Genomic DNA, 17,338 nt, shown 5'->3' with positions numbered 1-17,338 from the left:
CGCGAGGAGCCAATGCCATCTTCGAGAAGGCTTAAATTGTTAAATCAGAAAAAGGTCGGTTTTTACCTTTTTCTACGTTCTCCAAGCATTGAGCGGAACCGCTGCAATGTTTTAAGCCTTATGAGCGATCTTCTCATAAGGCGCGCAGCGCGAGGAGCCAATGCCATCTTCGAGAAGGCTTAAATTGTTAAATCAGAAAAAGGTCGGTTTTTACCTTTTTCTACGATCTCTTAAATACAGAGTTCTATTTCAAAAAAAGATAGAAAGGAGAACGAAAATGCCGATTGTGAACGTTAACATAATGGAAGGTCGCCCGAAAGATAAAATAGAGCGCGTTATTGCTGATATTACAGAAACCATTACGAATACACTAGAAGTTCCTAGAGAAACGGTTCGAGTAATTGTTACGGAGGTTCCAAAGAGCCATTGGGGAATTGCAGGGGAGTCTGTCGAGAAACGTAATGCTTCCAAGTAGTCTTCATTATAAATTTTAATAGTAGGAGGGTTATTTATGACCATTGAATTAGGTATTTTAGCTGCTCATGTTCCTAGTATTTGTCATAGGGAAAATGTACCTCATTTCCAACAAGAGATCGTAGCAAAAATGGATGACATTGCAGTGAAAATTACAGAGATGAAGCCAGATGCTGTAATTTTAGTATCGTGTCATTGGCCATCGACATTTCACCATTATGTTGACGTCTCACCAAGACATAAAGGGATTTTAACGGCATTCGAATGCCCAGATATCATTTCTGATGTGGAATATGATTATCCTGGTGACCAAGAGCTTGGAGATGCACTCGTTTTAGCAGGAAAGCACGCGCGTCTTCCTGTCATAGCGGTTAATGATCCAACGTATATTTGGGACTATGGGACAGTTGTTCCTTTGCGATACCTTGTACCAAATGCAGATATTCCAGTAGTGAACTTGTCGATCACAATGGCAGCTGGGTTGGAAGAGACGTATAAATGGGGACAGGAAATAGGAAAAGTATTAAACCAATCCGACAAGAAATATGTGTTTGTATTTAGCGGGGCCCTTGCCCATAATTTAGTACGTGGTCGTCATCACATGCCAACTGTATCTGAACAAGCATTAGACAATCAATTTATTGATTATATAGTCAATCAAAACTGGGAACTAGCAAAAGAGATGCTACCACAGTATGCGAATGTAGCTGGTGTAGAAGGTGGTGGCCGTCATTTAGCCATGATGCTAGGTGCTTTAGAAGACCGTTATAAACCAACTTTCCATACGTATGCTCAATCATCAGGTAGTGGCAATGCTATTATGACATTTGAGTTGGAAAATCATTTGCAAGGAACAAAGTGATTCTTGCTAGTAATTTAAATTTGATTTGACAGAAGACATTCTAAATTTAGGATGTCTTTTTCCCTGTTGTCTGGAATTGAAAGTTGAAAAGTTAGACTGTTTAACCATTTTATCTGATCAAGCTTACCTCTTAAGTCTAAGTCATCACCCTTTTATAGGTAACGATTGCCTCTATCCCTAAGTCTGTCTACTTTGCTATACTATTACTAACTGATGATGAGAAGGTGTGTAAGTGGGAAAAAGAATAGCGATTTATCTTGTTGGTCTTAGCCTCACATCTTTCGGTATAGCGTTAATTATTTTATCGCAGATCGGTGCAGGACCTTGGGATGCAGTAGCAGTAGGGTTGAATACCCATCTAGGGCTAACGATTGGACTTTGGTCGATCATTGCTCAAGCGATGGTCGTGTTCATCACATGGCTTGTTGAAAGAAAAAGATTTCAATACGGTTCGGTTGTGGCAATCGTCCTTAGAAGTTGGTTTTTAGATATTTGGATTTACGTGATTTTAAAGAATGTGGATTTTACTTCTTCAGAAACATTACAATGGTTTACTTTATTCATTGGTGTGGTCACAGTAGGAATTGGTATAGGTCTTTACATAGAAGCCCGTTTACCGCGTACGCCAATGGACGGATTAATGATTGCTTTACATGAGAGGTTTCACTGGAGTTTAAATGTGTCAAGAATTGGAATTGAATTAAGCGGTGTGATCTTTGCCTTGTTATTAAGTGGTCCTGTTGGGCTAGGTACGGTCATCATAGCAGTGACTTTAGGCAGAGTTGTACAATTTTCTAATAGTAAATTCAAATCGTTAATAAAGATAGATGATATGCCTGTTAAAAAGATGGAAGAATTACAGTCTAAATCTAGCTGAGTGAAATCTTGGAGTAACTTTCATTATAACTAGTTCGAGGTGGTTCCTTTAGAATCATCTCTTTTCTTTTTTAAAAGTTTACAAAAATAAAACTGAAAATTCACTAAAATGTAATTTTACTATTATATTTTTTGAACATACTATACAGTTTTTATTGACTAAATTATCTGAAAAGTATTAACATATAATAATAATCTCAACATCTGAATTTAAAAGAAAAAGTATGCTTGTTTTTGTAAGATTATATAACAATATAATGTTTTGAAATGAAAGTGGGGAGTAGAACGTGAGCTATATTGAACAACTAATAGAGATTCTTTCTAAGGAGCAAGTGTCAACAAATCCCACTATGCTCGAACAACATAGTCATGACGAAGGCTACCATGCTTCAAGTTTGCCTGATGTTGTGGTTTTTCCGAAAACGAAAGATGAGGTTAGTAAAGTAGTAGCATTTGCCAATGAACAGAAAGTCCCAGTTGTGCCTTTTGGACTTGGGACAAGCCTAGAAGGGCATGTCATTCCATACAATGGTGGAATTTCTCTTGATCTGTCATTAATGAATCAAATTTTAGATGTGAGAAACAGTGATTTTCTAGTAAAAGTGCAACCAGGGGTGACAAGATCCCAGCTTAATAAGGAATTAAAAAAATATGGGCTATTCTTTTCCGTTGACCCTGGGGCTGATGCGACTCTTGGTGGTATGGCTGCCACGAATGCTAGTGGAACGACATCGGTGAAGTACGGGATTATGAGAGATCAAGTACGAGATTTAGAAGTGGTGTTAGCTAGTGGTGAAATCATCCATACGGGTGGCATGTCAGCTAAGTCTTCATCTGGATACCATTTAAATGGCCTGATGGTTGGATCAGAAGGAACTTTGGGTGTGATTACGGAGCTTACTTTAAGAGTGTACGGGATTCCGGAATCCATTATGGCTGCAAGAGCGACATTTCCTGATGTACAAGCAGCGGTAGATGCGGTAACGACCATTTTAACATCAGGGGTTCCAATCGCGAGAATTGAATTGGTGGATGATCGTTCGATCCATCAAGTTAATACATATAACGAATTGCAGTACGAGGAAAAGCCGACTCTGTTTCTTGAATTTCATGGAAATGAAGCTGGACTTGCTCAAGATGTTGAATTTACGAAAGAAATTGTTACTGATTTAGGATGTTCAGATATTCAATTTGAGTCAGATACAAAAGCACAAACTCAGTTATGGGAAGTCCGCCATAATTTAGCTTACTCATTTATTCACGGTTTCCCTGGTAAAAAGATGATGGTAACAGATGTTAGTTTACCATTAACAGAACTCGCAGGAGCCATTTTAGATGCAAGAAAAGCAATGGACGCAGTCCAATTAGATGGAGCACTCCTTGGTCATGTCGGTGATGGAAACTATCACGCTCTTTTGATGATCGATATGAACAATGTAAATGAGGTTCAAAAGGCTAAAGAAGTCAATGAACACATCGTAAGTTATGCTCTACAGCGCGGGGGAACTTGTACAGGGGAACATGGAGTAGGGATTGGGAAATCTGCTTATCAACAGCGTGAGCATGGTCCTGCCTACGAAGTGATGAAAGCTATTAAACTCGCACTTGATCCAAACGGAATCTTAAACCCTGGTAAAATTTTTGTTGATTAAAAAATCGACAAATTAAAAATAAAAACATAGATAAAAGGGGGAAGAAAGATGAAAAAATTATCTTTCTTAGCAGTTGCTACTTTACTAACAGTTCTGTTATTAGCAGCTTGCGGGAGTTCAGAAACGGAAACAGAAACAGAAGGCGAAGAGGGTGGTGAAACAGAGGAGCCATCAGTTTCAACTGGAGAAAGCTTTGTATTACAAGCGGGTCACTCATTGCCAGAAGATCATCCATATGAATTAGCTTTGCAACAAATGGCTGAAAATGTGGCGGAAAGAACGAATGGACAAGTGACCATTGAGACGTTTCCAAATAGTCAAATCGGTGCAGAAAGAGAATTAACAGAAGGATTAACGCTTGGAACGGTTGATCTAGTTATTTCTTCTACCGCTCCTATTTCAAATTTTGTTCCAGAACTAAAAGTACTAGATTTACCATTCTTATTCAATGACCGTGATTCAGCAGTTGCTGTCCTTGAAGGTGAAATTGGTGAAGAATTGTTTGCTAGCTTTGAAGCACACGGCATTGTTCCACTTTCTTGGGGGGAAAATGGTTTTAGACACATCACGAACAGCTTGCATCCAGTGAATGAGCCAGCTGATTTAGATGGATTAAGAATTCGTACACAAGAAAATGAAGTGCATATGGCTGCGTTTGAAGCGTTAGGAGCTAGACCATCACCGATGGCTTGGACTGAAGCACTAACAGCTTTACAACAAGGGGTTGTAGATGGTCAAGAAAACCCTGCGATCGTGGCAGACCAATTTAACCTGTTTGAAGCAAAACAAGCATATATGACGTTAACAGGCCATGTATACTCAGCAAACGTATTTATGTTGAGTAAGGATGCGTATGATAAACTTCCTGAAGACTTACGTGCGATTGTGATTGAAGAAGGACAAAAAGCTGGTCCTTATCAACGTGAATTAATCGTTGAAATGGAGCAAGTATCTTTACAAACGTTGAAAGACCAAGGAATGGAAATCATTGAAGATGTTGATGTTGAACCATTCCGTGCAGGGATTACTTCTGTATTTGATAACTTCGAGAACCAAGAATTGTTACAACGTATTCTTGACGCTCAATAATCTTATGTGAATAGTTGAAAAACGGGAAGCTTCTTCTTCCCGTTTTTTTTAAAAGGTGGGAGACTTATGAGAAAAGTAATTCAATCAATGAATATGACAGTAAACTATCTCCTTATACTCATTTTGATTGTGTTAATTGTTGCAGTATTTTGCCAAGTGTTATTTCGGTTTGTTTTAAACCAACCATTAGCATGGACTGAGGAACTTTCACGATATTCCTTAGTGTGGATTACATTTTTAGGAGCTGCGCATGCGATGGCAACTAGGTCTCATATTGGGATGGAAGCAATCGTTGCGAAATCACCAATGGCTTTGCGTAGAGTATTGATTGTCATCTCAGGAATCGTTTGTTTAGGTTTCTTTTTCATTATGGTCCAACAAGGGTGGAATCTAGCAGAGCGTTCCATGACTCAGCTTTCACCTGTATTAAAAATTCCAATGGGTCTTATTTATTCTGTTATTCCAATTAGCGGTGTCTTGCTATCGATCAATTTATTGGATGTCACATGGCAACAGTTAAAACGAGGGGAGGAACAATAAATGGAAATGCTCGTCTTTGTTATACTCATTATGATGTTTCTCATTAATGTACCCATTGCCATAGCACTAGGGATGTCTGCAGCCATTATTTTTATTATTCAAGATTCTGTTCCTTTACTTTCCATTATGCAACGAATGTTTAATTCTGTTGATTCTTTTCCTCTTCTCGCGATTCCGTTCTTCATTTTAGCAGGGAAGCTAATGGAAAGTGGAGGAATATCAAAACGTCTTATTCACCTAGCGAATGTAGTCTTTGGACGAATGCGTGGTGGATTGGCAGTCGTGTCTATTATTGCTTGTGCTTTTTTTGCAGCTTTATCTGGATCAGCTGCGGCGACAACAGCGGCAGTTGGTTCGATCTTAATTCCGGCAATGGTGAAAAAAGGATATGACCGAAATTTTTCAGCAGCCGTTCAAGCAACTGGAGGGACTATTGGTATAGTGATTCCACCAAGTGTTCCATTAATTCTCTTTGGTGTAGCAGCAGGTGCTTCCATTGGAGACCTCTTTATTGCTGGTATTATTCCAGGAATCTTTATTGTGGTCGCTCTCACGATCCTCGTTTATGTCATTTCCATCATAAAAGGATATGGCGGCGGAGAAAAATATGATTTTAAAGAATTCCTAATCGCTTTAAAGGATGCCTTTTTAGCCTTAATGATGCCTGTTATCATATTAGGGGGAATATACGGAGGGATCTTTACACCGACAGAAGCAGCGCTAGTCGCTGTTGTTTATGGCTTGATCGTAGGTGTAGTCATTTACCGAGAAATTAAATGGAAAGATCTTCACCATATTTTCTCTTCTTCGATTCAAATTACATCTGTCATTATGTTTATTATTGTGGGTGCATCTGTTTTTGGGTCGTACTTAACACGTGAGAAAATTCCTGCTCAAATTACAGAACTCATGTTAGGGATTTCGGACAATTGGATTGTGACGCTATTAATTATTAACCTTTTGTTATTAATTGTTGGTGTCTTTTTAGAGACGGCGGCAGCGATTATCATCTTAACTCCAATTTTAGCACCAGTGGCAGCGGCACTTGGAATTGATATGGTCCATTTTGGAATTATCATGATTGTCAACTTAGCAATCGGATTTATTACCCCGCCAGTTGGGATTAACTTATTTGTTGCAGCTAATATAGCTGGAACGAGATTTGAGAGTTTAATAAAAGCCATTGTCCCATTTATATTGGTGATGATCGTCTGTGTTCTTATTATCTCGTTCATTCCAGCGATTAGCTTGTTTTTAGTCGGGTAATAAGAGAGTCTTTTACCTATAAAAAAAACGATGATGGAGTATAAAATCGAACTGATTTTATACTCCGCTTTTTTAAATTGAGCCATAGAGAGTCCTCTTTAAATGGTATAATATGGGTGGAGATGCGGAACAATCCTGTGAACAGAGAGGGGGAGAAAATGAACTCTTTTTTAAAATACAGATCACTATTCATCCTAGGTTTAATCCTTTTTATAATAGGGCTTATCTGGTTTCTAGGTGAGAGAGCGGAGTCTTTTTCGGAACCACAGGAAGCTTTATTTCATTGGGATGAACAATTTATGTTAATTCCAGCTGATCAAATGAACGATGAAGCATTGTTCTTTTTTATAAAGAGGCAGGGTGGGAACTTAATCTATGGGTTAATATCTAGTAATCACCATATGGAAGTGAACGGGATTCAGGCTATACAGTTAGATCTTAATATGGTTTTAGAAAAAAATATCATCGAAACATACAAACTAGAGGAGCAGTCACTTTGGTATTTTCATAGTGACACTCAGCTTGAAGATAGTGAATTGACTTTAGTGGATTCAAATACGAATGGGATGATTCTAGATACTTATAGTGACCGTTAAATAGGAGAATGGAGGGATGGTATGAAGGTAAGAAAGGCTCGATTAGCCGATGTGAAAGGAATAGCCAAAGTACATGTTGAGAGCTGGAGGACGACTTATAAAAATATCATTCCAGATGAATTTTTAACGAATTTATCTTATGATCGCCGTGAGCAAGTATGGTCAGATCAGATTACTAATGGGAATGTATTTGTTGCAGAAGACGAGGAAGAAAAAATAATCGGTTTTTCATCAGGTGGTAAAGAAAGAAGCGGGAAGTATTCAAAGTTTGGTGGGGAATTATATGCTATTTATCTGTTAAAAGAGTACCAAGGACAAGGAATTGGAAAGTGCTTGGTTAAACCAGTTATAGATGAATTGGAGATATTACATATTAACTCCATGCTTGTTCACGTATTGGCTGACAATCCTTCCCGAGCCTTTTATGAGTTTCTAGGGGGGTCGAAAGCTAGATGCCATTGATATTGAGATTTCTGGGAAGCAACTTAGAGAGTTCGTTTATGGATGGGATGACCTTAAAGGAATGTTTAACGATTAATGATTTTTTCGATCATTCACTAAAAGGAGAAGGTGAATGATTTCGAAAACAAGAATGAACAAAAGGCAGATGGAAATAAAAATTGGCGACTTTTATGATGCTTTTTTATTTTAGGGGTTAGTGGGGTTGTTTTACGATAGAGAAAGAGGGAGAACCTCGAAAGATAATAAGAAAATTTAAACATCTCATGCTTAAGTTGGCATTTGGACTAGGTTCTTCAGTGCTGTTATTTATCATTATCTATGTAATGATGAAATCTCAAGGCGGCAATAGCAGATTGCCAGAGAAGAAGTTGTCATGACGACAGCTTTTTTTGTGCCAATATACATCGGAAAGGAAAATGTAAAAACAAATCATAGCTTAATTGCCTCTAATCATTTAATCTGTAAAAGTATCTTTTTTATAAAGGAAAGAGGGAAATAAATGGAGTCAACGAGTTATAAGAAGTCGACGATTGTCGTACTTCTCCTTGCAGGATCTTTTATCGCCATTTTAAATCAGACTTTGATGATAACCGCGATCCCGCCTATTATGGATGAAATGGGTGTGACGGCAAACAGTGCACAGTGGCTTACTACTGTCTTTATGCTTGTAAATGGAATTATGATTCCGATCAGTGCTTTTTTATTAGAACGGTTTACAACGAGGCAGCTCTTTATTACAGCAATGAGTGTCTTCGCTTTCGGTACATTAGTGGCTGGGGTTGCACCGAACTTTGAAGTGTTGCTTCTTGGAAGAGTGATCCAATCAACTGGAGCCGGTGTGATGCTGCCACTGATGACAACGGTCTTTTTAATGATCTTTCCCGTAAACAAACGAGGAGCAGCGATGGGACTAATTGGTCTCGTTATATCATTTGCTCCGGCAATCGGACCAGCCTTTTCAGGTTGGATAACGGGACATTATTCATGGAGACTTTTGTTCTTTATTATTCTACCAATTGCCCTAATTGATATTGTCGTTGCCTTTTTTAAATTGAAAAATGTAACGGAAGTCACTCGACCTAAGGTAGATGTTCTTTCCATTATATTATCTTCTTTCGGGTTTGGAGGGCTCCTTTACGGGTTTACTAGTGCTGGAAACTACGGCTGGACGGCTATGCTTACTCTAGTCTCTCTTGGTGTTGGAATCGTAGCCCTTGTTTTGTTTATCACAAGACAATTGAAGTTGGCCCATCCGATGCTTGAATTTCGAGTGTTTCAATACTCGGTATTCCCGTTTGCGGTTATCATTGGGATGATTACGTTTATGGGACTAATCGGGGTAGAGACACTTGTCCCATTATTTATGCAGAATATGAGAGAATTTACAGCATTTGAAGCTGGTCTTGCGTTATTGCCTGGAGCAGTTGTAACAGGGATCATGGCTCCGATTATCGGCCGGATTTTTGATCGAATTGGTGCTAGATGGTTAGTGATGATTGGTTTATCAATTCAGACGGTTGCCTCATTTAGTTTTATTCGTTTAGGGCCAGAGACATCCTTTGCTTTTATCACGATCATGTACGCAGTAAGGATGCTAGGACTCGTCATGATATTGATGCCTATTCAGACAGCTGCTCTTAATCAGGTGCCGAAACGGTTGATTCCACATGGTGCGGCTATGGATAACACCATGCGGATGATTGCCGCTTCTGTAGGGACGGCAATTCTAGTCACGGTCATGACAACGGTCACTTTACAGAGTGAGCAACGTCCGGACATCGCTTATCCGGATATTCACGGAGCGAATATGGCCTTTATGGTGGTAGCAGTTCTTTCGTTAATCGGACTGATTACTTCGTTTTTTGTAAAGTATACCAAGCCAGGAGAAGAAACATTGGATTCACAACCTTTAAAATCAAACTAGAATGGAATAAATGAGAAGCTGAAATCCAGTTATGGAACAGCTTCTTTTTTTGAATTAAAGCCACTTTTCCGTTTTTTTATAAGCTAGTGAAGCTACGTACAGCTTTTGTAAACTGCGACAATAATCGGCTGTAATATCAAAAGAATGAGGGATATCGCTTTGATTAAAAAATGAAAATACATCTGAATTCCCTGGGGAATACCAGTCACGGTAATTGGTGAATGTATGGTGAACATCAGCCCACGCGTCCTCTAAAGAAGGGCTATACATTCGCTCTCTTAGTCCACAAGATGTTCCTCCTTTTGTGGAATCATCGTTTCTTGTGGAAAAGGTGGTTGGCCAATAATCACTTCTAGAACCAGTGTGGCGATTTTCTTTGGCAAACGTGTAAATATTATCATAAAGAGGACTGATTCCAAAGAGCATAGCATAAAGTTTTTTGCCAAATTGAATCCGCTTGTAAACAGAAGCAAAATCAGCTAAAGAAAAGCCAGCCAATCTAGTTTTCTTCTTTTTGTATTGAAAAGGAAACAAAACTTGAGTCATTTGGAAAAGCTCTTGAGCTTGAAATAGAAGAGTATCTAAAACGTGTTCCTTATAATATGAATTTTGGATGATGCGCGATTCAATGTAATGTTGTTCATTGATGATCAATGCCACAGTGATCAGATTTGACTCGTTTGAAATGAAAAAATGATCCCAAATAGGCTTCATAAAGCTGGAAACGTGAAAATGAGGAAGAAGATGGAATAGATTCTTCTTTTGTTTTTTGCTTTCTTCGTATAGTAAAAGTTGCGGATAAGCATCATAAAAAATGAGTGCATTAGCAGACTCTAAAAACATAAAAAATGCTTTCTGTCTTTCTGATGTGAGAACATCAGTTAACCCACCTTGAAGATCAGTCATGTTCCAACCACCATTTCTCGAAACAAGATGTGCGAGCAACGCCCAATGGAGTTCAGGATGGTTTTCATAAATTTGAAAATAGGCATTGGTTCGAGTGACATTGTTTTGATTTGCTAATGTAACTTTCTTTTTTAGTTGATTGATCAGGTTTTGTTCATCAGTTGATAAGACTGATAGAGTTATTTTGTGGTGAACGAGTTGCGTTAGAATTGTGTTTTTTAACTCTTTGAGAGTGGCTGAATGAATGGAAAGATCAAAACCGCTTGGGTGAATTTTTGATTGATAGTGTTTTTTTTCGAATTTATGAATGGCGGATTGCTTAATGATGTTAGGGATTTGAGAGATTTTTTTGATGAGATCCAAGATCAAACTCCTCCTTTTTGTACCTTATGTGAGAAGAAGAAGATCCGTTTAGAAAATGGATAGCTGCCTATATGACTATGGGTTTATGAGGGGGAGACGGATGAAAAAGTTGTCAAAAAACGGGGAATTTATTTCGAGAAGCTCCTTGTTCTTCAATATGGGTCACCTAAACAAGAATATGTTAAGTAGAATGAAGCGTAAAACAGAGAAGAGAGATGGAAAAGGGCGTCAAAGAAGCGAAATGAATCCTTAAATGATTAAAGAACTGAGGCAAATTTCCCAACTCAAATTAAGTTAAATATTCTACTAGCTTTTAAATTGACAACAACGAGGACATTAACTATACTTAATTTTGTAATTGGTATGTATAGCAACTAAAAGAGAATGCATTTGAAATTATCTTTTCAGGACTATATCGGCATAAAAATTCATAGAACAGATTTGCTTCTGTTTAGTTTTGTGAAGTCAAAACTAGCGCTTTTTAATCTCGCACCTCAGCAGAATTTGATTATAAATGCTTGTATGGGAATAAGATGAATTAACTCAGCATTATTTGGTAGATAAACTTAATAAGACAAGACGAATATCGCAAGAATGCCTTCGAGCCTGGAGAAGAAGGGCTTTATTATCAGGAGTCATTGTAAGGATGATCGAAGGTCTGTAAAGTTATTTCTTACTAAGCAAGGGAAAGAGCTAGGCGAAAAGATTCTTCCGATTACTGAGGAGTTTAATGCCATCGTTTGTAAAGGGATTTCAAATGAAAAACTCATGGAGCTAGAAAGATTGCTCTTAATAATGAAAGAGAATGTCCGAAGCTCGTTGTAGTCGATATTTAGATAAAAATGTTGCTATATCAACTTGATTAAAACGAGTAGTTGCTACAACAACTTTTTTTAGATTCTAGGAGGTCTTTCAAAATGGCAAAGGTATTATTCATTAAAGCAAATTCACGACCAATCGAACAGGCGGTAAGCGTTAAGCTTTATCACACCTTTTTAGAGAGCTATCAAGCAGCAAATCCAGAGGATACTATTACAGAACTAGATTTATTTGAAGAAAATTTACCTTATTATGACACGGATAAAATCAATGGAATGTTTAAACTTTCAAAAGGGATGGAATTAACACCTGCTGAACAAGAAGCTACTACTCTAGTTAATCAATACTTAAATCAATTCATTGAGGCTGATAAAGTAGTCATCGCCTTTCCACTATGGAATTTCACGGTCCCAGCTGTTTTGCACACGTATTTAGATTACTTGGCACAAGCAGGGAAAACATTCAGCTATACGGCAGAAGGTCCAGTTGGCTTACTAACTGATAAAAAAGTTGCTCTTTTAAATGCAAGAGGAGGCGTATATTCAGAAGGCCCAGCTCAATCAGCTGAAATGGCAGTTAACTATGTCAATACCATGCTAAGTTTCTGGGGTGTTGAGGACATTTCTACTGTAATCATTGAAGGTCACAATCAATATCGAGATCAAGCTGAGACCATTATTGAAGAGGGACTTGAAAAAGCTGTAGCAGTAGCGAAGGAATTTTAATAAGAAATAAGAACTGGAACAGGGATGATGGTAGACGATCCCTGTTTTTTCTATTGTGCTTGTACTCTTGCGAGTATTCTATAGAAGTGTTTAAGTTTCTTGAATCAATTTTTAAAATATAGTAAAAGACAGTGTCTATTAAGTTTTTTTCTGATTCTCAAATTAGGTTGAATAAGGGAAAATAGGATATTTCACACATGCTCTTAAGTGCTGCGGTTTATTCAACCATTCTGGATTTGTCCTTTTATTTAAAGGTTTTAAGTTCTTTAATCCTTTTCCATTAAAATAGGTCATTGGTTCTTTTTGTTTACTCATATCCTTCCGCCTCCTACAGAGATTTACACGTATTATACTATTTATTTTAAAAATTTAAATTATTTAATAGGTAATTAGTCTAAAATCTTTATTGGAGGAATCAATAATTAGAAATTAATAGGTGATTTAATAGGTTTTTAGTATGGGATTAGAGTAGGGTTCGAGCAGTGGGGCCTTTGATGGTTATGATAAATGGTCTTGTCGGTAAAAAATATAGGATCCCGTATGAAATTCGCGGAATGGCTAATGAGTATGGTTTTTTTGGTAATACTAACCTGTATATCAAAATTAAGGAGGGGAAAGGATGGCGCGAAAAGCTGCTACAACTATAGAGGATACGGAAACGGATGAGCTTATAGAAGATCGTTCATCTGAGGTGAAAGAGCTTAACCGGATGTTAGCTGCTGTACTGAATTATTTATCAGATGATGAAATAGAAGAAATCGACATTGAATACTTATTTGATCATACAGAAGGCTTACGGGAATGGTGGGATCAATACCGAGAAAGTAATAGAAAACAAATAGAAGAAGAAATTAAAAACTCACTCAGTAACCTTTCTTTAGAAGAACTAGAAAGCATTCATGAAAAAATAAAAGATAAGTAAGCAAGAAACCTTGTCATACGAGAATGATAGGAAAACACTAAGGAATAAATTCATAGTAAGCAAAGCCACTCTTTTATTCAAAGAGTGGCTTTGCTTACTATCCGACGTGGTGTTAAAGGTCACGAAGAAGTGGAACTGCTAAATAATGGTAGTATCCTATAGGAGAAGTTACTCTTAAGAGATAAATAGAAGAGGTTCATGATTCGGTTAGACTTAACAGTTTGCAAACAATAGACCAATGTCTATAGGAGGCTAAGATGGAAAGGTAGGGAGGTTTTCATATGTAGGAAACTCACTCGGCTACATGGGATGAATTAAAACTGTTGCAGATTTCTGGTTTCAGATGGCTATTGAAATGGGAGAAGTTGATAACATACCTAAACCAGATTTGCATAAGCTTGAGAGAGTAAAGCAGTTATTTTTAGATGAAAGTGAGATGAACCAACTCTTATTTAAAGTTGCGATCGATAAAGATGGAGCGATTGTTGCTTGTGCGGGTGGTCTTCTTAAAATGGAGTATGCTTTTCCACTTGCTGAAGAACAAAGCCTTTTTGGTTGGATCATAAACGTATATACGGTAGAGCAACATCGTAATAATGGCTTAGCCTCTAAGTTGGTAGAGGAAGTTTGTGATTGGCTTAAAGAAAAAGGAGCAAACCGAGCAAGACTTTGGGCAAGTTCTAGTGGAGGATGAGTCTATGAAAATATTGGGTTTTCAAGCATGATGGATATGTCAAAGCCTTCTATTTAACTAGGGAGCAATGAGCAAGAAATGATCGTTAAATCTAGGTGAGTGGAGAGGAAGTATGAGCGTGGTAGCGATTATAGTAACCGTTCTCTTTGTAGGTATAGCGGGTTTTCGAGCGCTACTCGCATTAGGTTTTAGGGGAACTAAGTACGATGGGATTATCTCTAGTGCTCTTTGGATTGTCGGTGCTGACATTTAGGAGGTTTTTAGAGTTTTTGTCATTAGAGATAGGCTCTGATGGGAGAAAAGGTCGGCTGAGTTAAATGATTAGGATGGAACTTAAGCTTAACAAGCTTTGAGTTCCATCTTTATTTATTGATTAATCTTTTCGTATGCTTCTATACAAAATTGTTTGAATGATGTATCGGGGAGGGGATCAAAATGCTCCATCGCAACTTTGGAAAAAGTAATTGCCTTCTTTTGTTTCCCGAGTTCAAGATAACAAAGGGCAATATACGCATCCTTGATATAAAGAATCGATAAATCAAATGGATGGTGAATATAAGTAGGAACTTCCACTTTATTTAACCACTCGAGTGCCTCTTCCAACTGACCTAAATGGAATAATGCTTTTCCTTTTTCAAGGGAAAACCAAGGTCCGTACGAATCTCTCTTTTGTGGGTTTGCTAAGTTAGGATCAATCATAGCTAGTGCTTTTTTGTAATCTTGTTCCTCATTAATGAGCGTCATAACTGTAAGGAGATCATAAAAGAGCATTAGCTCTGTATCATCAGCGAATTCTGCATATTGTTTTAACTTCTTCTTATAAAACTCTCTTTTCTCGGCTGCGCCTGTCATCATTCCATGCGCAGCAGCCAGTCTATATAAATCGCTTACTAGATAGAAAATCTTTTTTTCCTTTGAAAAGGCGATGGCCTTTTCCATAATCCGTACCGCTGACGTCGAATCCCCTACAGCATACTGTAAGATCGCCTCATAATAATCTAAGTCTAGTTGTGTCAATGGATCGATATAAGCGTGATGGGTCTCGATTTCTTTACGCTCTGCAAGAAATAACTGCAAAGCGTCAAAATAGTCATGATTGAAAAATTTTGCTTGCACTCTAAAAGTACTGACCAAAGCACGTTGACTTGTTAGATTCATTTGATCATACATATGAGAAGCTCTATTACAATATGGTTGCCATCCATCCTTTTTGTCATGAAAAAGACTGCGTCCATAGATGTCTAGTAAACGTGCTGATTCATAACCTTGGGTAAGATGTTGGATATGTGGTTCGATGAGAGTAATTAGCTGTTTATATTTATCAGATAATGGATCGATATTATCGTTATAGATTTTTTCAGCTTTCTCTAATATATTCCGCAATTCCTGGACGCTCACTTCATCTAAAAGATCACTAACATCTACTTCCAGACGCTCTGCAATGTACGTTAAGCTTTCCATCGATGGCTTCGCTTTGTTGTTTTCGATAAGGCTGAGCATGCCTTTTGTTAACTTGTCCCCAGCAAGTGCCTCTAGCGTCAACTTATTTTGTTTTCTTAATGTTCGTATTCGGTCTCCAAGCATGTAATATGGCACTCTCCTTGTCTCGTTAGTTTAATTATATTGAACTTCTCAGTGGCTGACAAATAAACACTGAATAAAAGGGACACTAGGCAAAAACATCATTTGTTTAATTTAATTAAACTTTATCTTGAAAAGACGAGAAAGGCTATGTTATGATTTGTTTAATTTAATTAAACTTATGAAGTGGGGAATTTTAATGAATGAGGCTCTCAAGCTAAAAAAAGCAACCTACCATTTGTATACCTTTACCATTAGTAAACTGATTTCTTCTTTTGGTACGCAAATCTATGCTTTTGCCATTAGTTTTTATATTTTGCAAATGACGGGTTCGGCAACAAGCTTTGCCTTAAACCTTGTCTGTAACATTTTGCCGCGTACGATAGCGGCTCCATTTGCTGGATTTTTTGTTGATCGCTACTCGAAAAAAATGATTATCATTGTCTCACAAATTGCGACAACATTAACGATTGCTGGGTTACTTGTGACCACGGTAATGTCAGGTCTCTCTCTTGCCGCAATTTATATAACGACCTGTATTTTGTCCCTTACTTCGATGTTTTCAGGTGTTACCTTTACCTCTTCGATTACTGGCCTTGTGGATCAAGCTCGTATCCAAAAAGCAATGTCCTTGAATCAAATGGCGATCTCTTTTGCTGCGATCGGAAGTCCTGCGGCGGGTGGGTTATTATATGGAGCTGTTTCCATGGAGTTATTTCTCATCATCTATATGGCTGCTTCGATTATTGCCGTCATTCTTGAATCAACGATGAATTTTACTCTTTACTCAAAGGCTAAAGAGGGGGGAGAAGACGTGGGTAAGGAATCGATGTGGCAAAGCATGAAAGCTGGAGTTCGTTATCTAAGACTTCAACCCATTCTCTTAACAATTATCTGGATCTCTTTTCTCGTAAATTTCTTGTTTGGAGCGTTTGAAGTTGGCTATTCATTTATCCTTATTGAAACTCTGAAAATGGATTCCCAGCATTTTGGCTCGACACAAGGTGCCTTTGCAGTCGGTATGCTTCTGATGTCGCTTTTTTATTCGGTGAGAAAAGAAGTGAAATTTCCACTGATCGTTTCAAAAAGAGGCATTATGGCGCTTGGCGTTATTATGGGTAGTATTTCAGTGCCTTTAACTATCTCAATGACATATAATTCTATTTTTGTTTATTATTTAGTTGTCATGCTCTTCTTCGGAATGATAATTATGGTTGTAAATACTCCTTTGCAAGTTATGCTCCAAAAACAAATTGATGATGAGTATAAAGGACGTGTTTTTTCAATCATCGAAACGTGTGCGATGGCGTTAATGCCTTTAGGTATGATCTTGTATGGCTTCCTATACGATCTTTTTCCGGCACAGTGGATTCTCACTTTATCTGCTTTGCTTCTGATTAGTGTTGTTCTTGTTCTAGCTAGACCTTCCGTAGTTAGAAAGGTTTACCCTGAGTTTGGTAAGGAAGGGGAAGGAACTGTACGGGGGAGAGAAAGAGTGGTTCAATGAGGATTAAGAGGACTTTCTCTTAATCTTTTTTATTTGGAAGTTTAACTAAGCCGATCATGGCTGGAGTTTAAGGTTTAGTG

General features: G+C 37.9%; 21 protein-coding genes. 18 read left to right on the top strand and 3 right to left on the bottom strand.

Going from position 1 to position 17,338, the window contains the following annotated elements:
- From PQ474_RS16085 to PQ474_RS16035, 11 genes are all read left to right on the top strand, one after another.
- A partial coding sequence (locus PQ474_RS16085; RefSeq protein ID WP_273845351.1) for a hypothetical protein occupies positions 1-183 on the top strand: 183 nt, incomplete at its 5' end.
- Entirely contained in the window at positions 161-475 is a 315-nt protein-coding gene (locus tag PQ474_RS16080; RefSeq protein WP_273845316.1) for a 4-oxalocrotonate tautomerase, read from the top strand. The genes PQ474_RS16085 and PQ474_RS16080, both read left to right, overlap by 23 nt.
- Before the next feature lie 36 nt (positions 476-511).
- A complete protein-coding gene (locus PQ474_RS16075; protein WP_273845314.1) occupies positions 512-1,336 on the top strand; it encodes a DODA-type extradiol aromatic ring-opening family dioxygenase in 825 nt (274 codons plus the stop codon).
- A gap of 232 nt (positions 1,337-1,568) precedes the next feature.
- Complete coding sequence (locus PQ474_RS16070; RefSeq protein ID WP_273845309.1) at positions 1,569-2,213, top strand: YczE/YyaS/YitT family protein; 645 nt, start codon at positions 1,569-1,571, stop codon at positions 2,211-2,213.
- 286 nt (positions 2,214-2,499) lie between these two features.
- A complete protein-coding gene (locus tag PQ474_RS16065; RefSeq protein ID WP_273845306.1) occupies positions 2,500-3,864 on the top strand; it encodes an FAD-binding oxidoreductase in 1,365 nt (454 codons plus the stop codon).
- 48 nt (positions 3,865-3,912) lie between these two features.
- Positions 3,913-4,953 (top strand): TRAP transporter substrate-binding protein, encoded by a 1,041-nt coding sequence (locus tag PQ474_RS16060; protein WP_273845304.1) that lies wholly within the window; start codon positions 3,913-3,915, stop codon positions 4,951-4,953.
- A 66-nt stretch (positions 4,954-5,019) separates the two neighbouring features.
- Positions 5,020-5,493 carry a TRAP transporter small permease gene (locus tag PQ474_RS16055; protein WP_273845302.1) on the top strand — a complete coding sequence of 158 codons (474 nt, stop codon included), beginning with the start codon at positions 5,020-5,022 and terminating at the stop codon, positions 5,491-5,493.
- The gene (locus tag PQ474_RS16050; RefSeq protein ID WP_273845300.1) at positions 5,494-6,759 is read left to right on the top strand and encodes a TRAP transporter large permease; all 1,266 of its coding nucleotides are present in this window, start codon (positions 5,494-5,496) and stop codon (positions 6,757-6,759) included. It abuts the gene before it with no gap.
- A 158-nt stretch (positions 6,760-6,917) separates the two neighbouring features.
- A complete protein-coding gene (locus PQ474_RS16045) occupies positions 6,918-7,355 on the top strand; it encodes a hypothetical protein (RefSeq protein ID WP_273845298.1) in 438 nt (145 codons plus the stop codon).
- Between the two features lie 21 nt (positions 7,356-7,376).
- Positions 7,377-7,817 carry a GNAT family N-acetyltransferase gene (locus PQ474_RS16040; RefSeq protein ID WP_337956370.1) on the top strand — a complete coding sequence of 147 codons (441 nt, stop codon included), beginning with the start codon at positions 7,377-7,379 and terminating at the stop codon, positions 7,815-7,817.
- A gap of 499 nt (positions 7,818-8,316) precedes the next feature.
- Positions 8,317-9,741, top strand: coding sequence for a DHA2 family efflux MFS transporter permease subunit (locus PQ474_RS16035; protein WP_273845296.1), 1,425 nt, complete (start codon positions 8,317-8,319; stop codon positions 9,739-9,741).
- Positions 9,742-9,795: 54 nt separating this feature from the next.
- Here PQ474_RS16035 and PQ474_RS16030 read toward each other — a convergent pair whose 3' ends face one another.
- Positions 9,796-11,010 carry a DUF2515 family protein gene (locus tag PQ474_RS16030; protein WP_273845294.1) on the bottom strand — a complete coding sequence of 405 codons (1,215 nt, stop codon included), beginning with the start codon at positions 11,008-11,010 and terminating at the stop codon, positions 9,796-9,798.
- A gap of 100 nt (positions 11,011-11,110) precedes the next feature.
- Here PQ474_RS16030 and PQ474_RS16025 point away from each other — a divergent pair, with 100 nt between their 5' ends.
- The 3 genes from PQ474_RS16025 to PQ474_RS16015 all read left to right on the top strand — a co-directional run bounded on the left by PQ474_RS16025 (position 11,111) and on the right by PQ474_RS16015 (position 12,554).
- Entirely contained in the window at positions 11,111-11,263 is a 153-nt protein-coding gene (locus PQ474_RS16025) for a hypothetical protein (RefSeq protein WP_273845292.1), read from the top strand.
- 332 nt (positions 11,264-11,595) lie between these two features.
- Complete coding sequence (locus tag PQ474_RS26410; protein ID WP_337956371.1) at positions 11,596-11,835, top strand: MarR family winged helix-turn-helix transcriptional regulator; 240 nt, start codon at positions 11,596-11,598, stop codon at positions 11,833-11,835.
- A gap of 92 nt (positions 11,836-11,927) precedes the next feature.
- On the top strand, positions 11,928-12,554 hold the full coding sequence (locus PQ474_RS16015) for an FMN-dependent NADH-azoreductase (RefSeq protein ID WP_273845290.1): 627 nt from the start codon (positions 11,928-11,930) through the stop codon (positions 12,552-12,554).
- A gap of 162 nt (positions 12,555-12,716) precedes the next feature.
- Here the strand turns inward: PQ474_RS16015 and PQ474_RS16010 are convergent, their stop codons facing one another.
- Positions 12,717-12,869 carry a hypothetical protein gene (locus tag PQ474_RS16010; RefSeq protein ID WP_273845288.1) on the bottom strand — a complete coding sequence of 51 codons (153 nt, stop codon included), beginning with the start codon at positions 12,867-12,869 and terminating at the stop codon, positions 12,717-12,719.
- Between the two features lie 304 nt (positions 12,870-13,173).
- Between PQ474_RS16010 and PQ474_RS16005 the strand changes: the two genes are divergently transcribed.
- The 3 genes from PQ474_RS16005 (at position 13,174) to PQ474_RS15995 (ending at position 14,423) form a co-directional block, all read left to right on the top strand.
- Entirely contained in the window at positions 13,174-13,476 is a 303-nt protein-coding gene (locus tag PQ474_RS16005) for a hypothetical protein (protein WP_273845285.1), read from the top strand.
- 355 nt (positions 13,477-13,831) lie between these two features.
- Positions 13,832-14,170, top strand: coding sequence for a GNAT family N-acetyltransferase (locus PQ474_RS16000; RefSeq protein WP_273845283.1), 339 nt, complete (start codon positions 13,832-13,834; stop codon positions 14,168-14,170).
- A gap of 112 nt (positions 14,171-14,282) precedes the next feature.
- Entirely contained in the window at positions 14,283-14,423 is a 141-nt protein-coding gene (locus PQ474_RS15995; RefSeq protein ID WP_273845281.1) for a hypothetical protein, read from the top strand.
- Positions 14,424-14,536: 113 nt separating this feature from the next.
- Here PQ474_RS15995 and PQ474_RS15990 read toward each other — a convergent pair whose 3' ends face one another.
- Positions 14,537-15,754, bottom strand: coding sequence for a helix-turn-helix domain-containing protein (locus PQ474_RS15990; protein ID WP_273845279.1), 1,218 nt, complete (start codon positions 15,752-15,754; stop codon positions 14,537-14,539).
- Positions 15,755-15,950: 196 nt separating this feature from the next.
- On the opposite strand from PQ474_RS15990, the gene PQ474_RS15985 reads away from it, so the two are divergent.
- Positions 15,951-17,258, top strand: coding sequence for an MFS transporter (locus PQ474_RS15985; RefSeq protein WP_273845278.1), 1,308 nt, complete (start codon positions 15,951-15,953; stop codon positions 17,256-17,258).
- The last annotated feature ends 80 nt before the right edge of the window (positions 17,259-17,338 follow it).

The sequence above is a fragment of the Halalkalibacter alkalisediminis genome, assembly GCF_028610705.1.
Taxonomy (GTDB): Bacteria; Bacillota; Bacilli; order Bacillales; family Bacillaceae_D; genus Halalkalibacter; species Halalkalibacter alkalisediminis.
The sequence above is the reverse complement of the archived record's forward strand: the minus strand, read 5'-3'. Positions and strand labels throughout refer to the sequence as shown.